Source organism: Devosia sp. 63-57 (assembly GCF_001899045.1).
GTDB classification, from domain to species: Bacteria; Pseudomonadota; Alphaproteobacteria; order Rhizobiales; family Devosiaceae; genus Devosia; species Devosia equisanguinis.
Window position 1 is genome coordinate 156,697 of sequence record NZ_MKUY01000003.1, and the last position, 20,496, is coordinate 177,192.

Genomic DNA, 20,496 nt, shown 5'->3' on the forward strand with positions numbered 1-20,496 from the left:
CGAAACTCGTGCTCGACTCGTAGAATTTGCTCGTGCCCACTCAAATCCTAACCGTCCATTCGATGCAAGCATGCAAGCTATGCAGAATCTACTTGGCAGACCCCAAAACTGTTGTTAGGTTCCCTCGCAATAAAGCAAAGGCGGTCCAAACCGCCGGACGTCGACAACGTCAAGGGAGGAGCGTTGGCTGCCGCTTTGTAGCGTGCCTAAGACCAGCGTATTGTCGAACAAACTCAATTCAGCAGGGCCCTAGTGCCCTGCTTTTTTGTTTGATTTCAAACAATTGTGGCTAAATTCGCGTTCGAAGCATGAGAATGCCGAACAAGGCACCACGGCACTATGACCAGCGGCCTCATACCAACGATCTATGTAGGTTTTGCGACAGACATCGAAGTCCGTCGCCTCAGGCCGTCAAAACAACTTTTGAGGTCCAACTGAGCGAAGATCGCTCAACGATTCCAGTAAGCGTGCAGCGTCTCGTTGGACAGCCCCCACAAGAGCAGGCCCGTGAACACAATGGAGAGACCGGTGGTCAAGAGTATCTTCCTGACCAGATGCGGCTTCAGCGGCGCGCCGGGATCGCTGCCCGCAACCACTTCCACGCCCGCCTCATGATGGCTGCGCGCACCAATGGGTAACACTGCCACGAAGGTGAGCCACCAGACCACGAAATAAACAGCGAGGATCGAACCGTATTGCATGACCTGTCCTAGCCCAGAAGGCGACCGGCGCGAAAGAAGCCAACTTGTCGCGCCGGATGCAATTAAACGCGATGGACGAAGACGCTCACGTTCGGTTTGCGACCCCAGAAGGCATTGACCTCACCGCGAATGGCCTTGAACAGCGCAGAGTTCAGCACCTCGGTGTCGCTGCGGCGCTTCGGCGGCATGGACTTGATCACACCGGCAACCGTCTGCTCGACCAGTTCGACCACGGACTCATCCTCGGTCTCAGGCAAGCCTTCAACGACGAGATCGGGCCCAGCAACAACATGGCCGTTGGAATTGACGCAGAGGCTCACCACGATCATGCCGCCGAAGGACAGGCGGCGCCGTCCCTTGACACCACTTTCTTCGGGCGTGCACAGCACGAGGCCATCCAGATAGAGTTCACCGGTCCGCACCTCGGCCGGATAGGCCATCGGTTCAGGGAAAAGACGCACCAGGTCGCCATTGCGCGCCTCGCAGACATCCGGAATACCTTCCTGTCGGCCGAGCTTGGCATGGGCGTCGAGATGCATCGCTTCACCGTGCACCGGCACCAGCACCTGCGGCTTCACCCAGGAATAGAGCTTGCGCAATTCGTCACGGCGCGGATGGCCGGTGACGTGGACCAAGGCGTCGTTCTGCGTGATGACCTCGACGCCCTTGTCGATCAGCAGGTTCTGGATATCGATGACTTCGCGCTCATTGCCGGGAATGGCCCATGAGGAGAAGATCATCCGATCGCCGGCATTGAGATCGATCACCGGGTGATCGCCGCGAGCAATGCGGGCAATGGCGGCCCGCGCCTCGCCCTGGCTGCCCGTGCAGACCAGCACGCACTTGTTGCGCGGAATCGACTTGTAGGCGTCCTGATCGTGGACCTGCGGCAGACCCTCGAGCATGCCCAGTTCCTTGGCAATACCCATGATGCGGTGCAGCGAGCGCCCGGACATCACCACCTGCCGGCCGGCCTGATGCGCGGCCCGCACGATCGAGACGACGCGGCCCACATTTGAGGCAAAGGTGGTCACGGCAACGCGATTGGGGGCCTCGGCGATCAGCGCGGCCAGATTGGCGCCGACATCGGCTTCGCTCGGGCTTTCGCCGTCCTTGAGCGCATTGGTGGAGTCGCAGATCAGAGCCAGCGGCAGGCTGGTATCGGCACCGATGGCCTGAAGGCGGGCAACATCGGTGGGCGCATTGAGCACCGGGGTGGGGTCGAGCTTCCAGTCACCGGTATGCAGCGCCCGCCCGACTGGCGTCGTAATAAGCAGACTGTTGGATTCTGGAATTGAGTGGGCGACGTTGATCGCCTCGATTGTGAACGGACCGACAGTGAACGGCTTGCCTGGCTGCATGATGGTAATGTCGACATTTTCGACAATACCGTCCCCTGCCCGCTTCGCGGCCAGCATGGCAGCGGTGAATGGGGTCGCATAGACCGGCTTGTCAAACACCGGCCACAAATCAAGCACGGCGCCATAATGGTCTTCGTGGCTGTGGGTCAGGATAAGGGCCAGCACGTCGTCAGCGTTTTCTTCGAGGAACTCCGGATTGGCCATGATCAGCTCAATGCCCGGCAGGTCCGGCCCGCCAAAGCTGACGCCGCAATCCACCACGATCCATTTGCGCGACCGCTCCGGACCAAAGCCGTAGGCGGCCATGTTCATGCCGATTTCGCCAACGCCGCCAAGCGGCACGAAGACGAGTTCATCCCTTTGGTTCTGAGCCATGGGTCGTTATGTCCTATCTGTCGGCGCGACGCCTAGCGAACTCTGGTCGCCGGTCGCCACGCATCATGTTGTGGTCAGCTTCGGGCGCTGGCCGTTGCCCCAAAATGCACATCGCCCGCCGTGATCGGAAAGCGCGAACCGTCATCGTCGCGAATGATCAGCCGTCCCGAGGAGTCGATGGTTTCAAAAATGCCGCGTCGGATAACACCATCCTGCTGAACCGCGACCGGCGCACCGAGCCCCGCCGCAGAACCACGCCACAGTTCGAGCACGGCGGCAACGCCCCGCCCGTCATCCCAAAGGCCGAATACCTCGACCCACGCGTCGGAAAGCGCTTCGAAGACCTCCGCGGCGGTCTTTTCCACCCCGAGAGCCCGCAAAGAGGTCGCCGGATATGGCGTGCCTTCAGGCGCCGACACGACATTGACGCCGCAGCCGACGACGATGGCGCTGCGCCCATCTGGCGTCTTGGACGCTTCGAGCAGGATACCCGACAACTTCTGGCCATCGGCCAAAACGTCATTGGGCCATTTGAGCGCAATGCGGGAACGCCCGTCAGCGCCATCCGCACCGTCTATGCCGATCCGGAACGTACCGCTTGGCAGCACAGCAGAAAGGCCCCGATTGAGCGCGACACCGGCGGCAAAGCCGAGGGTTGCAATCAACTCTGCCGACGCGTCCGGAACGATCAAAAGGCTGGCGGCAAGGTTGCCGGGCACGCTGTGCCACTGACGTCCGCGCCGACCGCGACCCGCAGTCTGGTGAAGCGAGGCAAACCACACGCCGCCCGGGTCGCCCGCGGCAGCAGCCGCGAGCGCTTCATTATTGGTCGATCCGATTTCCTCAAAGCCGACCAGCCGATAACCGGCGGCCTTTGCTTTGGGGCCGAGCGCGAAGTCGGACACCTAGAACAGGCTTCCCGCAGCACTATGCGCAAAGCTGGAGAGCGGATTACCCACAGTGAAGAAATAGGTCACTATAAGGAAGCCAAACACCACCATCACGACGTTCAGCTCGGCCGGCACAGCCACGAACTCTTTTACCGGCTCGTCGAAATACATCACCTTGACGACGCGCAGGTAATAGAAGGCGCTGATGGCGGAGGCGAGCATGCCGATGACAGCCAGCACATAGAGATGCGCTTCAATGGCCGCAAGGAACACTTGCCACTTGGCGAAGAACCCAGCGAGCGGAGGCAATCCGATCAGCGAGAACATCACGATGGCCATGATCCCGGCGACGACTGGACGAGTCCGCGATGCGCCTGCCAGGTCGGCAATAGTTTCGACATAGCCGGTCTCAGTGCGCAGCGACAGGATGCAGGCGAACAGGGCGACAGTCATGCCAACATAAATCGCCATATAGATCGCCACGCCTTCGACGCCAACCTGGGTCCCAGAGGAAAGGCCGACCAGAGCAAAGCCCACATGACCGATGGACGAGTAGGCGATCAGGCGCTTGATCGACTGCTGCCCGATGGCGGCGAATGCGGCCAGCACCATGGAGGCGATCGACAGGAACACCACGATCTGCTGCCAATCCTGCGTCAGTGGCGCAAAGCTGACCATGACGAGACGGATCATCAGCGTCATCGCCGCCACCTTTGGTGCCATGGCGAAGAAGGCCGTGACCGGGGTCGGCGCGCCTTCATAGACGTCCGGCGTCCACATGTGGAACGGCACGGCCGAAATCTTGAACGCGACACCGGCCAGGAGGAACACCATGCCGAAAATGAGGCCGATCGAGCGACCTTCGCTGGCAATGGCAACCACGATCTCGGAGAGATTGGTGTGGCCGGTAAAGCCATAAACCATCGAGGCCCCATAAAGCAGCATGCCCGATGACAAGGCGCCCAGCACGAAATATTTGAGGCCCGCCTCGGTGGCGCGGCTGTCGTCGCGCTTGATCGCAGCCATCACATAAAGCGACAGGGATTGCAGCTCGAGACCGATATAGAGGCTCATCAGATCATTGGCGGAAACCATGATCATCATGCCCAGCGTGGCCAGCACTGCGAGGACGGAATACTCGTATTTGTGCAGTCCGTTCTCTTCATCGTTGTGATGCGCGAGAACCAGTGCCAGCACCGCACCCACGATCACCAGCACCTTCATGAACCGGCCGAAGCTGTCAACGATGAAGAGCCCGTTGAACAACACCCCATCAGCCGGATTGAACATCAGCACGAGGCCGGCCACGGCCAGAAGGACGATGGCACCGATAGAGACGAGGAGCGAGCGCTCCTTGTTGAGCACGATGCCCACCACAAGCAGCACCAGGGCACCGACCGCAACGATCAGTTCCGGATAAGCGGGAGCCAGGCTCGCGAAATCAGTAACGTCAGAGTTCACGTCAGTCTCCTAGTGCGAAGCAGGCGCGGGGGCCGGCTGGCTCTCGCCCGTAGGCGCGGCATAATCAAGTGGAGCGCGGGCATCAGCCAGCGAGACGGCCGGGTCAAGACCAACCGAAGCCGCATAGTGCTCGACCAGGTTGTTCACGGCGGCCGCCGTCGTATCGAGGATCGGGGCCGGATAGAAACCGAACACCACGGTCAGCACGATCAGGGGATAAAGGACGATCTTCTCACGCAGGTTGAGATCGAGAATGCCCTTGAGGCTTTCCTTGGTCAGCGCACCGAAAATCACACGGCGATAGAGCCACAGCGCGTAGCAGGCCGAGAAAATCACACCGAACGCGGCACCGACACCCACCCAGGTATTGACCTGGAATACACCGATCATGGTGAGGAACTCACCAACGAAACCCGAGGTGCCCGGCAGGCCGACATTGGCCATGGTGAACACCATGAAGGCGAATGCGTATTGCGGCATGCGCTCGACCAGACCGCCATAGGCGTCGATCTCACGGGTATGCATGCGGTCATAGATGACGCCAACGCAAAGGAAGAGCGCACCCGACACGATGCCGTGCGAAATCATCTGGAACATCGCGCCTTGGATACCCAGGGCATTGCCCGCAAAGATACCCATGGTCACGAAACCCATATGGGCAACGGAGGAATAGGCGATCAGCTTCTTCATGTCGGTCTGCACCAGCGCCACCAGCGAGGTGAGGATGATGGCGGCGATCGACAGCACGAAGATGAAGTTGGCGAACTGCGCCGACGCATCGGGGAACATGGGCAGGCTGAAGCGCAGGAAACCGTAACCTCCAAGCTTGAGCAGAATTGCGGCCAGGATCACCGAGCCGGCGGTCGGCGCCTGCACGTGCGCTTCCGGCAGCCAGCGATGGAACGGCCACATCGGCATCTTGACGGCAAGTGAGGCGAAGAAGGCCAGCCACAACCACGTCTGCATGCCCACTGGGAAGTCATGGGTGAGCAGGCGCGCAATGTCGGTGGTGCCGGCGTCCCAATACATCGCCATCATGGCGAGCAGCATCAGGACCGAGCCGACAAAGGTGTAGAAGAAGAACTTGTAGGCCGCCTGAATGCGCGCCGAACCACCCCAGATCCCGATGATCAGGAACATCGGTAGCAACGTGCCTTCGAAGAACACGTAGAACATGGCCAGGTCGAGCGTGGTGAACACGCCGATCATCAGCGTTTCGAGCACCAGGAATACGATCATGTATTCCTTGAAGCGGGTCTCGACTTCCCAGCTTGCTATGACTACGGCCGGCATCAGCAGCGCGGTAAGCACCACGAACAGCACCGAGATGCCGTCAACGCCGACGCGATAGCCAATGCTGTCGCCGATCCATGGCATGTTGACCACGAACTGGAAGCCGGCATCGGACGGATCAAACGCCTGCCACAGGGCTAGGGACAAACCAAACACCACAAGTGTCACCAGCAGCGAGACCCAACGGATCGCACCGATGGCGGTCTTCGGCATCGCCAGAACGATGGCTGCACCGATGACCGGAAGCCAGGTGATGATGGACAGAATTGAATTGGCGAAGGTCATTAGAGAAGCCCCCCGACCGTAATGGCCCAGGTCAGCAGCGCCGCAATGCCGATAAGCATGGCGAAGGCGTAGTGATAGAGATAGCCGGACTGCAATTTGACCACCCAGCTGGTGACGTTCTGGACGCGACGGCCCAGGCCTTCGGCGACCTTGCCGTCGACCAGCCAGTCATCGAAGCCCTTCCAGATGGCATTGCCGATCCAGAGCGCCGGGCGCACGAAGACCGTGTTGTAGAGCTCGTCGAAGTACCACTTGTTGAGCAGGAACTTGTAGAGCCCAGGATTGGCGGCCGCAAGCTTGCCCGGCAGGTCAGGACGCTTGATATACATGAACCAGGCCGACACAAAGCCAATGATCATGGCGATGGTGGCGCTCCACTTCACCCAGGTCGGCACGTGATGCGCGTCCTCGATGATCTGGTGATCGACATAAATCGAGCCAGCGAAGAAGTGCTCGATATGCTCCACCTCGTGGAAGAACATGCCGTAGAACACCACGCCGGCCAGTACTGCGCCAACAGCCAGCACATAAAGCGGCACCAGCATGACGTTGGGCGATTCATGGGCATGGTCATAGGCCGAACCATGGTGGTGAGCATCGTCATGCGACACTGCAGCATGAGCATGATCGTCGAGATTGCTGTCGTCGATCGGCTCGTCATGGGTTTCGGCAGCGGCATGGGCCGGGTCCGGATGGGCTGTATGGCTATGCTGCACATCGCGCGGCGAACCGTGGAATGTCAGGTGGACCAGACGCCAGGAATAGAAACTGGTGAACAGGGCCGCGATGACGAGCATCCAGAAGGCGAAGCTGCCAATATTGCCACCGAAAGCATAGGCGCTTTCGATAATGGAATCCTTGGAGAAGAACCCCGCAAAACCGAAATTTGTACCCGGAATGCCGACGCCGGTCAGAGCCAGCGTACCGATCATCATCATTGCATAGGTGATGGGGATCTTCTTGCGCAGGCCGCCCATATTCCGCATGTCCTGCTCATGGTGCATCGCATGGATGACCGAGCCGGCGCCCAGGAACAGCAGAGCCTTGAAGAAGGCGTGGGTGAATAGGTGGAAAACACCGGCCGAATAGGCCCCTGCCCCCAGTGCCACGAACATGTAGCCGAGCTGCGAACAGGTGGAGTAGGCGATCACGCGCTTGATATCGTTCTGCACCAGACCAACCGTCGCCGCGAAGAACGCCGTGATGGCGCCGATGACGATAACAACCATAAGCGCGGTCTGCGAAGTCTCGAACAGCGGCGACAGACGCGCAACCATGAAGACACCGGCGGTCACCATGGTGGCCGCGTGGATGAGCGCCGACACCGGGGTCGGGCCTTCCATGGCGTCCGGCAGCCAGGTGTGCAGCAGGAACTGCGCTGACTTGCCCATGGCGCCCATGAACAACAGCAGGCAGATGACCGTCATGGCGTCCACGTCCCAAGACAGGAAGCGGATGATCGGCAGGCCGGTGGTCGCGAACTCGTCCACGGCATGGAAAGCGCCGTCGAAGTCGATGTGACCCAACACCATGAAGGCACCGAAGATGCCCAGGGCAAAACCGAAGTCGCCCACTCGGTTGACGATGAAGGCCTTCATCGCCGCTGCAGTGGCGGAGGGACGGGTATACCAGAAGCCGATCAGCAGATAGGAGGCCAGCCCCACCCCTTCCCAGCCGAAGAACATCTGCAGGAAGTTGTCGGCGGTCACCAGCATCAGCATGGCGAAGGTGAAAAGCGAGAGATAGGCGAAGAAGCGCGAACGGTGCGGATCTTCGTTCATGTAGCCGATGGAATAGAGGTGGACGAGGGCAGACACGGTGTTGACCACGACCAGCATGATGGCAGTCAGCGTATCGACACGCAGCGTCCAGCGCAGGTCCATGTCGCCCACCTGGATCCAGCGCATCACCTCGACCCTGAGGACAGCCGCATGACCGTCGCCTACGGCGCCGACCAGGCCATCACCAAAGGCGACGGGGATGAACACGACCCAACTCAGGACCGCCGAAATCAGCAGCAGCCCGGTGGTGATGAATTCGGACGGACGGTGCCCGATCTGTCGGCCCAACAGGCCGGCAATGAGCGCCCCGATCAGGGGCAAGAAGACAATCGCTTGAATAATCATAGCGGGTGCTCTCAGCCCTTCATCATGTTGACGTCCTCAACCGCGATGGTCCCACGGTTGCGGTAGAAAATAACCAGAATGGCGAGACCGATGGCGGCCTCGGCGGCAGCCACGGTGAGGATCAGCAGCGCGAACACCTGACCCTGAAGGTCCTGCAGATGCGCGCTGAACGCCACGAAGTTCAGATTAACGGCCAGAAGGATCAACTCGACCGACATCAGGATGACGATGATGTTCTTGCGATTGATGAAGATACCGAACACGCCGAGCGTGAACAGAATGGCCGCTACGGTCAGGTAATGACCGAGCCCGATTTCCAGACCCATGATAACCCCCTATAGCCCCTGACCGCTTTTGACCTTGACGACCTTGAGCGTCTCGCCGGCCTTGCGCGCCACCTGATCGACAGGGTTCTGGCGCTTGGCATTGGTCTTGTGACGCAAGGTGAGAACGATGGCGCCGATCATGGCGACCAGAAGTACCGCCCCGGCACCCTGGAACAGGAAGACGTAGCGGGTGTAGAGCACATTGCCGAGCTGGCGCGTGTTTTCCATCGTGTTGTCGATGGGGAGCGCCGAACCACCGGCAATATCGGGCGATATCATCGCACTGCCAGCCACCAGCAACAGCTCAAGCAAAAGGATGGCCCCGACAAGGATGCCGATCGGCGCATATTGCAGAAGGCCCGATTTCAATTCGGCGAAATCGATGTCCAGCATCATCACGACGAACAGGAACAGCACAGCGACCGCGCCCACATAGACCACGATCAGCAGCAGCGCCAGGAACTCGGCGCCGGTGAGCATGAACAGGCCCGCGGCATTGACGAAGGTCAGGATGAGAAACAGCACCGAGTGCACCGGATTGCGCGACGAAATGACCATGAAGGCCGAAGCCACGGCAATCGCCGAGAAAACATAGAAGAAGAACAGTGGAAGGGTCATGCTCTTCCCTCTCAGCGGTACGGCGCGTCAGCGGCCAGATTGGAGGCGATTTCACGCTCCCAACGATCGCCATTGCTGAGGAGCTTTTCCTTGGAGAAGTAGAGCTCTTCGCGCGTTTCGGTTGCAAATTCGAAGTTCGGGCCTTCGACGATGGCGTCGACCGGGCAGGCTTCCTGGCAGAAGCCGCAATAAATGCACTTCACCATGTCGATGTCGTAACGCACCGTGCGGCGCGTGCCGTCGTTCTGGCGCGGGCCAGCCTCGATGGTAATGGCCTGTGCCGGACAGATGGCTTCGCACAGCTTGCAGGCGATGCAGCGTTCTTCCCCATTCGGATAACGACGCAAGGCATGCTCACCGCGGAAACGCGGGCTGACCGGCCCCTTCTCGAACGGATAGTTGATGGTCGGTTTGGGCGCAAAGAAGTAGCGCATGGCCAGGAAAAAGGCCGAAACGAATTCCTTGAGCAGCAGCGTGTTGACGAGCTGAGTGGCGCGCATCAGGCAACTCCTCCATGCCAGCCCCAGCCGGTGAGCTGCAGGACGAAGGCAACGATGACAACCATGATCAGGGAAATCGGCAGGAACACCTTCCAACCAATCCGCATGAGCTGGTCATAGCGGTAACGGGGCACGATGGCCTTGGCCATGGCGAACATGAAGAACACCAGCGTGACCTTGACGAAGAACCAGATCACGCCCGGGATCCAAGTGAACGGCGGTAGGTCGATCGGCGACGACCAGCCTCCCAGGAACAGGATCGTGGTCATGGCGCACATCAGAAGGATCGAGATGTATTCGCCGAGCATGAAAAGGAGGTACGGCGTGGCCGAATACTCGGTCATGAAGCCGGCCACCAGTTCGGATTCGCCTTCGGCCATATCAAATGGCGGGCGGTTGGTCTCGGCCAGGGCCGAGATGTAGAAGATCACGAACATCGGGAACAGCGGCAGCCAGAACCAGTTGAGGAAGCTGAGCCACGGCACGCCAAGCGCATGGGCCAGACCCATTTCTCGCTGGGCGAGGACGATGTCGTTGAGGTTGAGCGAACCGACGCAGAGCAGGACGGTGATGATCACGAGGCCAATGGAGACTTCGTAGGACACCATCTGCGCCGCAGAACGCACCGAACCAAGGAACGGATACTTCGAGTTCGAAGCCCAGCCGCCGATGATGACGCCATAGACGCCGAGCGAGGAAATGCCGAGCAGGTAGAGAATGCCGACATTGATATTGGCCATGGCCCAGCCGTTATCGACCGGAATGACCGCCCAGCCGGCAAGCGCCAGGGTTGCAGTGATCAAAGGCGCCAAAAGGAACAGAACCTTGTCCGACCCGGCCGGCAGCACCGGCTCCTTGAAGACGAACTTCAAAAGGTCGGCAAAAGATTGTAGCAGCCCGAAGGGGCCAACCACGTTAGGGCCCCGACGCATCTGCACAGCAGCCCAAACCTTGCGGTCTCCCAGCAGGATGAAGGCGGTGAAGATCAGCAGGCCGACCAGCAGCGCCAGAGCCTTATAGACGAACCCGATATGCACGCCCCAACCGAGGAAGGGGATGCCCAGGAGATAATCGAGAGCAGCGAGAAGAAAGTCCATTGTGCTCCCCTACTCCGCCGCCTGCTGAAGGCCAGTGGCCAGCTGCGCGCATTCGGCCATCGTGGCCGAGGCGCGGGCAATCGGATTGCTGAGATAGAAATCGGTCACCGGCGATGCGAATGCCGCCGACTTGGTCTTGATCGCTGCCTTGGCCAGCTTGGCCACGTCACCGACAGATCCCGGCGCGACCTGATCGACGCGGGCTAGATGGGGGAATTCGGCATAGATGGCGGCACGCAGCTGGGTCAGCGAGTTGAACGCCAGCGGCTTACCCAGTGCGCCCGAAAGCGCCCGGATGATGGCCCAGTCTTCCTTGGCATCGCCGGGCGGGAATACCGCGCGGCTGGTGACCTGCACACGACCTTCCGTGTTCACATAGGTGCCGGACTTCTCGGTGTAAGCCGCACCCGGCAGGATGACATCGGCGCGATGCGCACCGCGATCACCATGGCTGCCGATATAAACCACGAAAGCCTTGCCCATCGCGGAGGTGTCATACTCGTCGGCACCGAGCAGGAAGAGAACATCAAGCTCTCCCTTGCCCGCCAGAGCAATCTGGTCGGCCGAACAGACGCCACCGGCATGCGGCACGAACCCAATATCCATGCCACCGACCCGGCTCGCCGCATTATGCAGCATTGCAAAGCCATTCCAGCCTTCGGCGACAGTGGAACCGGTCGCAAGCTTGGAGGCGAGCGCGATAACATCGCGGCCGACCTGTTTGCCCAGCTGGGCGTTGGACACTGCGCCTTCGCCTACGATGACGAGCGGGCGCTGAGCCTTGGACAGCACCTCGGCGAAGCTACCCTTGCCCGCTGCAAGTTCGGCCAGGCTCTCGAAGCCCTCGCCCAGATACTGGTACGAATAGGTGAGGTCGGCCTGTTCCCCGATTACGGCGATCGGGACGTTCTTGGCGCGCCAGGTCTTGCGGATACGTGCATTGAGCACGGCCGCTTCACGACGCGGATTGGACCCGATGATCAGGATCGCGTCGGCCTCTTCGATCCCGGCAATGGTCGGGTTGAACAGATAGGCAGAGCGCGGCATGGACGGATCGATACCGGACATGGCAGGGCGCACATCGGTCATCCCGGAGCCGATCGAGGTCAGCAGCGCCTTGAGCGCGTACATTTCCTCGACCGCGCTGAGGTCACCGGCAATGGCGCCGACCTTGTTGCCGGCCTTCTTGATGCGCGCAGCAACAGCGGACAGGGCTTCGTCCCAGCTCGCCGGCTGCAGCTTGCCGCCCTTGCGGACATAGGGACGATCGAGACGCTGGCTCTTGAGCCCATCCCAGACGAAACGCGTCTTGTCCGAAATCCACTCTTCGTTGATCGCTTCATTGATACGCGGCAGGATGCGCATCACTTCGCGGCCACGGCTATCGACCCGGATGGCGGAACCAACGGCATCCATCACGTCGATAGATTCGGTCTTGTTCAGCTCCCAGGGGCGCGCGTGAAACGCGTAGGGCTTGGAGGTCAGCGCCCCAACCGGGCAGAGATCGATGACATTGCCCTGCAATTCGCTGGTCAGCGCGCGCTCGAGATACGGGGTGATCTCTGCATCTTCGCCACGGCCAAGCAGACCCAGCTCAGAAATGCCGGCCACTTCGGTGGTAAAGCGCACGCAACGGGTACAGTGAATGCAGCGGTTCATCGAAGTCTTGATGAGCGCGCCCATATACTTGTCTTCGACGGCGCGCTTGTTCTCGTGGAACCGCGAACCGGACACGCCATAGGCCATGGCTTGGTCCTGGAGATCGCATTCGCCGCCCTGATCGCAGATCGGGCAATCGAGCGGATGGTTGATCAGCAGAAATTCCATCACGCCTTCGCGGGCCTTCTTGACCATAGGCGTGTTGGTAAACATCTCGGGCGGCTCGCCATTCGGGCCGGGACGCAGGTCCTTGACCGACATGGCGCAGCTAGCCTGCGGCTTGGGCGGACCACCCTTCACTTCGACCAGGCACATGCGGCAATTGCCCGCGACCGAAAGGCGCTCGTGATAGCAGAAGCGCGGAATCTCAGCGCCGGCCGCTTCGGCCGCCTGCATCAGCGTGTAGTAATCTGGAACTTCGACGAGCTGGCCGTCGACCTTGATGGAAGCCATAGCCCTACTCCGCAGCGATCGACGGCACGGCGCCGTCGCTGGTGGATGAATATGTATACTGCTCGATCCGCGCCTCGATGGTCGGGCGGAAATTGCGGATGAGACCCTGGATCGGCCAGGCGGCAGCGTCGCCGAGCGCACAGATGGTGTGCCCTTCGATCTGCTTGGTGACCTCGAACAGCATGTCGATTTCACGCTTCTGGGCGCGGCCTTCGACCATGCGTTCCATGACGCGCATCATCCAGCCGGTGCCTTCGCGGCACGGCGTACACTGACCGCAACTCTCATGCTTGAAGAATGCCGAAATGCGCCAGATGGCTTTGATGATGTCGGTCGACTTGTCCATGATGATCATGCCGCCGGTGCCAAACGAGCTCTTCTTCTCGCGCAGGCCATCGAAGTCCATGACGGCATCCATCATGTCCTCGGCCTTGACCACCGGACAGGATGCGCCGCCGGGGATCACAGCCAGGAAATTGTCCCAACCGCCGCGAATGCCGCCGCAATGCTTTTCGATAATGTCCTTGAAGCTCTCGCCCAGGGCTTCCTCGAACGTCGCCGGCTTGTTCACATGGCCCGAGACCATGAACAGCTTGGTGCCGACATTGTTCGGACGGCCGATGCCCGCAAACCACCCTGCCCCGCGACGGAGGATTTCCGGCACGACGGCAATGGATTCGACATTGTTGACGGTGGTCGGGTTGCCATAGACGCCCATGCCGGCCGGGAATGGCGGCTTGAGGCGCGGCTGGCCCTTCTTGCCTTCCAGCGATTCCATCAGCGCGGTTTCTTCACCGCAGATATAGGCGCCGGCGCCGTGATGAACGATGATATCCAGGTCCCAGCCATGGATATTGTCCTTGCCGATCAGCTTGGCGTCATACGCCTCCTGCACGGCCTCTTCCAGGCGCTGACGCTCGCGAATGAACTCGCCACGCACATAGATGAACGCCAAATGCGCATCCATGGCGCGACAGGCGATCAGGCAACCCTCGATCAGGTGATGCGGATCGTGACGCAGGATCTCGCGGTCCTTGCAGGTGCCGGGCTCGGATTCGTCGGCATTGACCAGGAGGTAATGCGGACGACCATCGCTCTGCTTGGGCATGAACGACCACTTGAGGCCGGTGGGGAAGCCCGCACCGCCGCGGCCACGCAGACCCGAAGCCTTCACCTCATTGGTGATCCAGTCGCGCCCTTGGTCGAGGAACTCCTTGGTTCCGACCCACGAGCCGCGCTCACGTGCACCTTCCAGCCGCCAGTCGTGGTGGCCATAGAGGTTGGTGAAAATGCGATCCTTGTCAGCGAGCATGATCAGCTTTTCCGCTTCAACAGATAAAAGAACCAGGCGGCAACACCAATCGCCGCCCCAGCCGCCGAAGCCAGAAAGCTCGGCAGCGCAATATTGAAAGCCGCTTCAAGACCGGACAGGACTGCTGTGGCCACCAGGGCAAAGGCCACGCCAATGGCGTAGTCTTTGAGGGTCAGCGATCCGAAGTCGATCTTGCTCTCAGCCATTTAACGGGGGGCCTTCCCAAACACCTTGCGGTATTCTTCGACCCCGCCCTTGGCGAGCGCCTTGGCCTGCTTCACCCATTCATCGCGATCAATGCGGCCCTTGAAGTTCAGCACCTCGTCGACGCGCGTAATATCAGCCTTCTTGAACTTGGCGATCTGCTCGAAACGGGTGATGCCCAGAGCGTGCAGCTTGCCTTCAAGCACTGGACCAACGCCGGAGATCAGCTTGAGGTCGTCCGGTTCGCCCGCAGGGCGCTCGAACAGTGGCTGCAAGACATCGCCCTTCTCGGCAGTCGGCGTCACTTCCTTGGGGTTGGCAGCAACTGCCTCAACCACGGGCTTGGACTTCTTCACCGAGGCCGATGCACCGCCTTCGGCGGGCTCAGCAACCTTGGCCTTGCCGGGCGCCTTGCCCCCGTCGACCTTGGCCCCATCGGATTCAGCGCCGCTCGCACCTTCACGCATAGCCTGGTTCGGGGCGCCATCGGCCTTCGCCTCGACCGCAGCAGCCTTGCGCTCGCCCTCGGCCTTGGCTTCGGACACCTTGGCTTCCTGCGGTGTCCCCTTGAGGGCCGGAGCGTTCTCTTCGGCAACATCCTTGGGCTTGGCGGCCGTGGTCGGCGCCGGCGGTGCGGCGGGCGCAGCAGCCGGCTGCTCGGCAGGAGCCGGAGGCACGAATTTCTCCCGCTTCGCCGTCGGCTTTTCGGTGAGCGTGGTCATGCCACCCTCAGCAGCGGCGTTCTGGCGGTCGATCTGCGTACCCGGCTTGATCGTGTCGCCCTTGCCGGCGGCAAAGGCGTCGATGATCTCTTCCATGCGCTGGGGCGTCAGGTCTTCATAGGTGTCATGATAGATCATGATCATGGGTGCATTGACGCAGGCGCCAAGGCACTCGACCTCTTCCCAGCTCATGGTGCCATCTTCATTGCGATGGTGCGGCTCAGGATGGATCTTGTTCTTGCAGACCTCGATGAGTTCGCCCGCGCCGCGCAGCATGCATGGCGTGGTGCCACAGACCTGCACATGCGCACGCGTGCCGACCGGTGCCAGCTGGAACTGGGTGTAGAATGTTGCCACCTCGAGGACCCGGATATAGGGCATATCCAGCATCTGGGCGACCTTCTCAATGGTCGCGCGGGTGACCCAGCCATCCTGATCCTGTGCCCGCATGAGCAGAGGAATGACAGCTGATTGCTGCCGTCCCGCCGGATAGAGCGCAATGCGCTTTTCGGCCCAGGCCAGGTTTTCAGCATTGAAGGCGAAACTTGCCGGCTGCACCGACTCGTCTGCAAGGCGTCGCGTAGACATCAGCGATCCACCTCTCCGAACACAATATCAATCGACCCAAGGATTGCCGTGACGTCAGCCAGCATGTGGCCGCGGCACAGATGATCCATGGCACTGAGGTGCGCAAAGCCCGGAGCGCGGATGTGGCAGCGATAGGGCTTGTTGGTGCCATCGGAAACCACATAGACGCCGAACTCGCCCTTCGGCGCTTCCACGGCGGCGTAGATTTCGCCAGCGGGCACCTTGTAGCCTTCGGTGTAGAGCTTGAAGTGATGGATAAGCGCTTCCATCGACTGCTTCATCTCACCGCGCTTGGGCGGCACGACCTTGCCATCGCTCGAAGCAACGGGGCCCTTGCCGTCAGGCGCATTCAGCTTGGCCACGCACTGCTTCATGATCGCATTGGCCTGGCGCATTTCTTCCATGCGGATCAGGTAACGATCGTAGCAGTCGCCATGCGAGCCGACCGGCACGTCGAATTCCATTTCGGCGTATGCGTCATAGGGCTGGCTCTTGCGCAGGTCCCAGGCCGCGCCCGAAGCGCGAACCATCACACCCGAAAAGCCCCTGCCCCACGCTTCTTCCAGCGAAACGACACCAATATCGACATTGCGCTGCTTGAAGATGCGGTTCTCGGTCAGAAGCCGATCGATATCGGCGAGCGCCTTGGGGAATTCCTCACAGAAAACGCCAATGTCGTCGACCAGTGCCTGCGGCAGGTCCTGATGGACTCCGCCGGGCCGGAAATAGGCGGCATGCATGCGCGCACCCGAAGCGCGCTCATAGAACACCATCAGCTTTTCGCGCTGCTCGAAGCCCCAGAGCGGAGGGGTCAGCGCGCCGATGTCCATGGCCTGGGTGGTCACGTTCATCAAATGCGCCAGCAGACGACCGATCTCGGAATAAAGCACGCGGATCAGCTGACCACGGCGCGGCACCTCGATGCCGAGCATGCGCTCAACGGCCAGGGCAAAGGCATGCTCCTGGTTCATCGGCGCCACATAGTCGAGGCGATCGAAATACGGCACGGCCTGCAGATAGGTCTTCGCCTCGATCAGCTTTTCGGTGCCGCGATGAAGCAGCCCAACATGCGGATCGACGCGCTCCACCAGCTCGCCATCGAGCTCGAGGATCATGCGCAGCACGCCGTGCGCGGAGGGGTGCACGGGGCCGAAATTGATGGTGAAATTGCGAACGTCGACTTCAGACATCAGTTCTTCGCCTTTTCGTCGCCCGGCAGCACATAGTCGGTGCCTTCCCATGGCGACAGATAATCGAACGAGCGGAATTCCTGGGTCAGCTTGACCGGCTCATAGACTACGCGCTTGCGCTCTTCGTCGTAGCGAACCTCGACAAAGCCCGTCATCGGGAAGTCCTTGCGCAACGGGTGACCGTCAAAACCATAGTCGGTCAGGATGCGGCGCAGATCCGGGTGACCGGAAAACAGCACGCCGTAGAGATCGTAGGTCTCGCGCTCGAACCAGTTCGCACCGGGATAGACGTCGCAGATCGATGGGACTGGCGTCGTGTCATCGGCCTCGAGCTTTATACGGATGCGATGGTTCAGGTGCGGGCTGAGGAAATGATAGACCACATCGAACCGCTGTTCGCGCGCGGGATAGTCCGCACCACAGACGTCGACAAACGCGATGAACCGGCACTTCGGATCGTCGCGGAGGAATGTCGCCACAGAAACGATCGAATCGCGCTGCACGGTCACGGTGAGGTCGCCATACGCCACCTCGAACCCGACGACTGCATCGCCAAGGGCGGATGCAACGTGCTCGCCCAGGGTCACCAACGGATCAACTACTAGTGCTTCGTCCATGACCGGCCCTATCGCTCAATGGTTCCGTCACGGCGAATCTTCTTCTGCAGCAGCAAAATGCCATACAGAAGTGCTTCGGCCGTCGGCGGGCAGCCCGGAACATAGACGTCTACCGGCAGCACGCGATCGCAACCACGCACCACAGAATAGGAATAATGATAGTAGCCGCCGCCATTGGCGCAGCTACCCATCGAAATGACGTAACGCGGCTCTGGCATCTGGTCATAGACCTTGCGCAGCGCGGGAGCCATCTTGTTTGTCAGCGTACCAGCGACAATCAGCACGTCGGACTGGCGCGGCGATGCGCGTGGCGCCGTGCCGAAGCGTTCGATGTCGTAACGCGGCATCGACATCTGCATCATTTCCACGGCGCAACAGGCCAGACCGGTCTGCATCCACATCAGCGAGCCAGTACGGGCCCAGGTGATCAGTTGCGAAACCGTGGTCACGAGGAAGCCCTTGTCGGCCAGCTCGTTATTGACGCCCGTAAAGAACGGATCGTCCGCACCAAAAGGCTTGCCGGTCGCCGGATCAATGGCACCGGTCGGACGCGGGGTAACCAGCGTCGAAGAAGACGGGCTCAATCCCATTCCAGAGCTCCCTTGCGCCATTCATAGATAAAGCCGACGGTCAGCACGCCGAGGAAGATCATCATCGACCAGAAGCCGAACCAGCCCACGTCGTGGAACGCCACGGCCCACGGGAAAAGAAAGGCAACTTCGAGATCAAAGATGATGAAGAGAATCGACACCAGGTAGAACCGGACATCGACCTTCATACGCGCGTCGTCGAACGCATCGAAGCCAGCCTCGAAAGCTGAGACCTTCTCAGGGTCGGGACGTCGGAAAGAAACCAGGAACGGCGCAATCAACAGCGCCAAGCCAATAACGGCAGACAACCCAATGAATAGAACTATGGGCAGGTAATCGCTGAGCAAATCAGTCATGCGGCAGCCTAACGTTCGGTCCAGCAAGGAGCCGGAAGCGCGTGAGCAAAGCAAGCAATTGGGGCGAGCGAGCCGACGCACAGGTGATGCGAAACGGCTTAGACCTTCCCCCATGACGTTTCAAGGGAAAGAAAATATGAGCAAAATAATCATATAACAACTACAGCGGTTCGGCACGGGTTTCCCACAATTGGCTCGCAGGAAGCACATTCTGTTTCGCCACAAGCGCTGTTTTTGGAACGGACAGAAGAATCAACACCCCAAAACCAAAACGGCGAACCGTTGCCGGTTCGCCGAGTTGGGTTGCAAGATTAGACGCCCCGTGTTCCGGGGCGAAGAACCTTAGAAGTGGAAGCTGACGCCCACGGTCGCCTTGGTGGCGTCGAAGAAGTTAGCGTTGTTGTAGTAGCCGAGGCCAACAACCTGACCGCGAACCGAGATGGAATCGGTCACGGCGAATTCAACACCACCACCGAGCTGGTAGATGCCGTTCGAAGCGCCGCCGGTGTTCTCGATGCCGGTACCGCCGATGGCGTACACGAGCACGGAGTCGGTGACGACAGCACCGATACGGGCGTTGATCAGGAACTCGCTGCCGGAGACAGCATTGTTCCACCAGTATTCGCCGGTAGCTTCGACGCCGAGCAGGATCGGGTCAGCCGGGATGAAGTTCACGCCGACATGGCCGCCGATGACGCCATAGGTGGTGCCGTTGAAGAACTCACCGCCGCCCTGGACGCCTGCATAGAGGCCTTCCCAGTTGAAGCCAGCCGGAGCGTAGATCGGCTGCGGGGTGGTCGGGATGATGAGGTCAGCGGCCTGAGCGCCACCGACCATGAGAGCAGCGGCTGCAACGCCGAGCGACAGAGAACGTACAAACATATCTTGCACTCCCAATAGAGTTAACCGTAGTCGGCCGATAGATGCCCCACAGGCGCGCGGCTGACAAGGTGGCAGAAAGCCATTTTCCATAGTGCGGATAAGATTTGATGACCATTTCGGGGCAGGTGTTGCGCGAATGCCCCGCAATTGGTTCAATTTGAGACAAATGCCACTTGCGAGCCGGCGAAATGCGTGCGCCCGGAGGGCCAAGGCGCCCGGATTCCCACCGTCGGCAAACGGAAATCGGGAATCACCACCAATGCAAAACGGCCCCACGAGAATACTCGCGGGGCCGTCTCAGGATGAGAATGACGGTCAGGACTAGAAGTGGAAGTTGGCCCCGACAGTGAACTGATTCTTCGGATTGCCACCCTGATTGGGGAATCCATGCAGATATTGTGCGCGCACCGAGATCGCATCCGTGACGGCGACTTCCACGCCACCACCGAGCAAGAAGTCTTCTTCCGCGGGCGGACCCAGATCGATTCCATAACCACCGGCTGCATAAACGACGACATCGTCTGTGACCACCAGACCGGCACGACCAAGGATCTGGCCATAGCTGGTATCGAGTGCCCCTCCGGTGAGACCATGCACGGCCACTTCGGCGCCAAGCAGATAGAAGTCAAACTGGGCATTCACGCCAGCCTGGATACCCAAGCCATATTGCGTGCCACCTGCGGCACTATCCTGAACGCCACCATAGACACCGGCATAAAACCCGTTCCAGTCAAACCCCGGCTCTTCATAGATCGGCATTTCGACAGGTGTGGACGTTGGGACCGTGATGAGATCGGCTGCCGTGGCGACACCCATGGTTGCGATAGAGGCAATCGCCGATGCGGCGACAATCTTGAACATGCGCATTGCTGTTCTCCTTCGTGCTGGGC

Annotated in this window: 20 protein-coding genes; all 20 read right to left on the reverse strand. The window is 60.3% G+C overall.

Translation table 11 applies throughout. From position 1 onward, the window contains the following. Positions 1-449: 449 nt before the first annotated feature. A complete protein-coding gene (locus tag BGO80_RS00740; protein ID WP_286718122.1) occupies positions 450-701 on the reverse strand; it encodes a DUF1467 family protein in 252 nt (83 codons plus the stop codon). Positions 702-763: 62 nt separating this feature from the next. Continuing rightward, positions 764-2,437: a ribonuclease J gene (locus BGO80_RS00745; RefSeq protein WP_286718124.1), complete on the reverse strand. Its 1,674-nt coding sequence runs from the start codon at positions 2,435-2,437 to the stop codon at positions 764-766. Between the two features lie 74 nt (positions 2,438-2,511). Continuing rightward, entirely contained in the window at positions 2,512-3,342 is an 831-nt protein-coding gene (locus tag BGO80_RS00750) for a biotin--[acetyl-CoA-carboxylase] ligase (protein WP_286718126.1), read from the reverse strand. After that, positions 3,343-4,788 (reverse strand): NADH-quinone oxidoreductase subunit NuoN, encoded by a 1,446-nt coding sequence (nuoN, locus tag BGO80_RS00755; protein ID WP_286718127.1) that lies wholly within the window; start codon positions 4,786-4,788, stop codon positions 3,343-3,345. A gap of 9 nt (positions 4,789-4,797) precedes the next feature. After that, positions 4,798-6,366: an NADH-quinone oxidoreductase subunit M gene (locus BGO80_RS00760; protein WP_286718129.1), complete on the reverse strand. Its 1,569-nt coding sequence runs from the start codon at positions 6,364-6,366 to the stop codon at positions 4,798-4,800. Beyond that, positions 6,366-8,492: an NADH-quinone oxidoreductase subunit L gene (nuoL, locus tag BGO80_RS00765; RefSeq protein ID WP_286718132.1), complete on the reverse strand. Its 2,127-nt coding sequence runs from the start codon at positions 8,490-8,492 to the stop codon at positions 6,366-6,368. The genes BGO80_RS00760 and nuoL overlap by 1 nt, the downstream gene beginning before the upstream one ends. Positions 8,493-8,503: 11 nt before the next feature. After that, the gene (nuoK, locus tag BGO80_RS00770; protein ID WP_126151896.1) at positions 8,504-8,812 is read right to left on the reverse strand and encodes an NADH-quinone oxidoreductase subunit NuoK; all 309 of its coding nucleotides are present in this window, start codon (positions 8,810-8,812) and stop codon (positions 8,504-8,506) included. Positions 8,813-8,827: 15 nt separating this feature from the next. Then, on the reverse strand, positions 8,828-9,436 hold the full coding sequence (locus tag BGO80_RS00775) for an NADH-quinone oxidoreductase subunit J (protein WP_126151856.1): 609 nt from the start codon (positions 9,434-9,436) through the stop codon (positions 8,828-8,830). Positions 9,437-9,447: 11 nt separating this feature from the next. Then, a complete protein-coding gene (gene nuoI, locus BGO80_RS00780) occupies positions 9,448-9,936 on the reverse strand; it encodes an NADH-quinone oxidoreductase subunit NuoI (protein WP_126151857.1) in 489 nt (162 codons plus the stop codon). Further along, positions 9,936-11,033 carry an NADH-quinone oxidoreductase subunit NuoH gene (nuoH, locus tag BGO80_RS00785; protein WP_126151858.1) on the reverse strand — a complete coding sequence of 366 codons (1,098 nt, stop codon included), beginning with the start codon at positions 11,031-11,033 and terminating at the stop codon, positions 9,936-9,938. Before nuoH ends, nuoI begins: the two co-directional genes overlap by 1 nt. A 9-nt stretch (positions 11,034-11,042) precedes the next feature. Beyond that, a complete protein-coding gene (nuoG, locus tag BGO80_RS00790; protein WP_286718139.1) occupies positions 11,043-13,145 on the reverse strand; it encodes an NADH-quinone oxidoreductase subunit NuoG in 2,103 nt (700 codons plus the stop codon). A gap of 4 nt (positions 13,146-13,149) precedes the next feature. Beyond that, positions 13,150-14,457: an NADH-quinone oxidoreductase subunit NuoF gene (gene nuoF / locus BGO80_RS00795; RefSeq protein ID WP_286718141.1), complete on the reverse strand. Its 1,308-nt coding sequence runs from the start codon at positions 14,455-14,457 to the stop codon at positions 13,150-13,152. Positions 14,458-14,459: 2 nt separating this feature from the next. After that, positions 14,460-14,663 carry a hypothetical protein gene (locus BGO80_RS00800; RefSeq protein ID WP_126151861.1) on the reverse strand — a complete coding sequence of 68 codons (204 nt, stop codon included), beginning with the start codon at positions 14,661-14,663 and terminating at the stop codon, positions 14,460-14,462. Continuing rightward, on the reverse strand, positions 14,664-15,971 hold the full coding sequence (gene nuoE, locus BGO80_RS00805; protein ID WP_286718146.1) for an NADH-quinone oxidoreductase subunit NuoE: 1,308 nt from the start codon (positions 15,969-15,971) through the stop codon (positions 14,664-14,666). Then, positions 15,971-17,161 (reverse strand): NADH-quinone oxidoreductase subunit D, encoded by a 1,191-nt coding sequence (locus BGO80_RS00810; RefSeq protein ID WP_286718148.1) that lies wholly within the window; start codon positions 17,159-17,161, stop codon positions 15,971-15,973. Before BGO80_RS00810 ends, nuoE begins: the two co-directional genes overlap by 1 nt. After that, positions 17,161-17,778: an NADH-quinone oxidoreductase subunit C gene (locus tag BGO80_RS00815; RefSeq protein WP_126151864.1), complete on the reverse strand. Its 618-nt coding sequence runs from the start codon at positions 17,776-17,778 to the stop codon at positions 17,161-17,163. The genes BGO80_RS00810 and BGO80_RS00815 overlap by 1 nt, the downstream gene beginning before the upstream one ends. Before the next feature lie 8 nt (positions 17,779-17,786). After that, positions 17,787-18,368 (reverse strand): NuoB/complex I 20 kDa subunit family protein, encoded by a 582-nt coding sequence (locus tag BGO80_RS00820; RefSeq protein ID WP_126151865.1) that lies wholly within the window; start codon positions 18,366-18,368, stop codon positions 17,787-17,789. Further along, positions 18,359-18,724 carry an NADH-quinone oxidoreductase subunit A gene (locus tag BGO80_RS00825; protein WP_126151866.1) on the reverse strand — a complete coding sequence of 122 codons (366 nt, stop codon included), beginning with the start codon at positions 18,722-18,724 and terminating at the stop codon, positions 18,359-18,361. Before BGO80_RS00825 ends, BGO80_RS00820 begins: the two co-directional genes overlap by 10 nt. Before the next feature lie 342 nt (positions 18,725-19,066). Continuing rightward, a complete protein-coding gene (locus BGO80_RS00830; protein WP_126151867.1) occupies positions 19,067-19,606 on the reverse strand; it encodes an outer membrane protein in 540 nt (179 codons plus the stop codon). Between the two features lie 321 nt (positions 19,607-19,927). Beyond that, on the reverse strand, positions 19,928-20,473 hold the full coding sequence (locus BGO80_RS00835) for an outer membrane protein (RefSeq protein ID WP_126151868.1): 546 nt from the start codon (positions 20,471-20,473) through the stop codon (positions 19,928-19,930). Between the last annotated feature and the right edge of the window lie 23 nt (positions 20,474-20,496).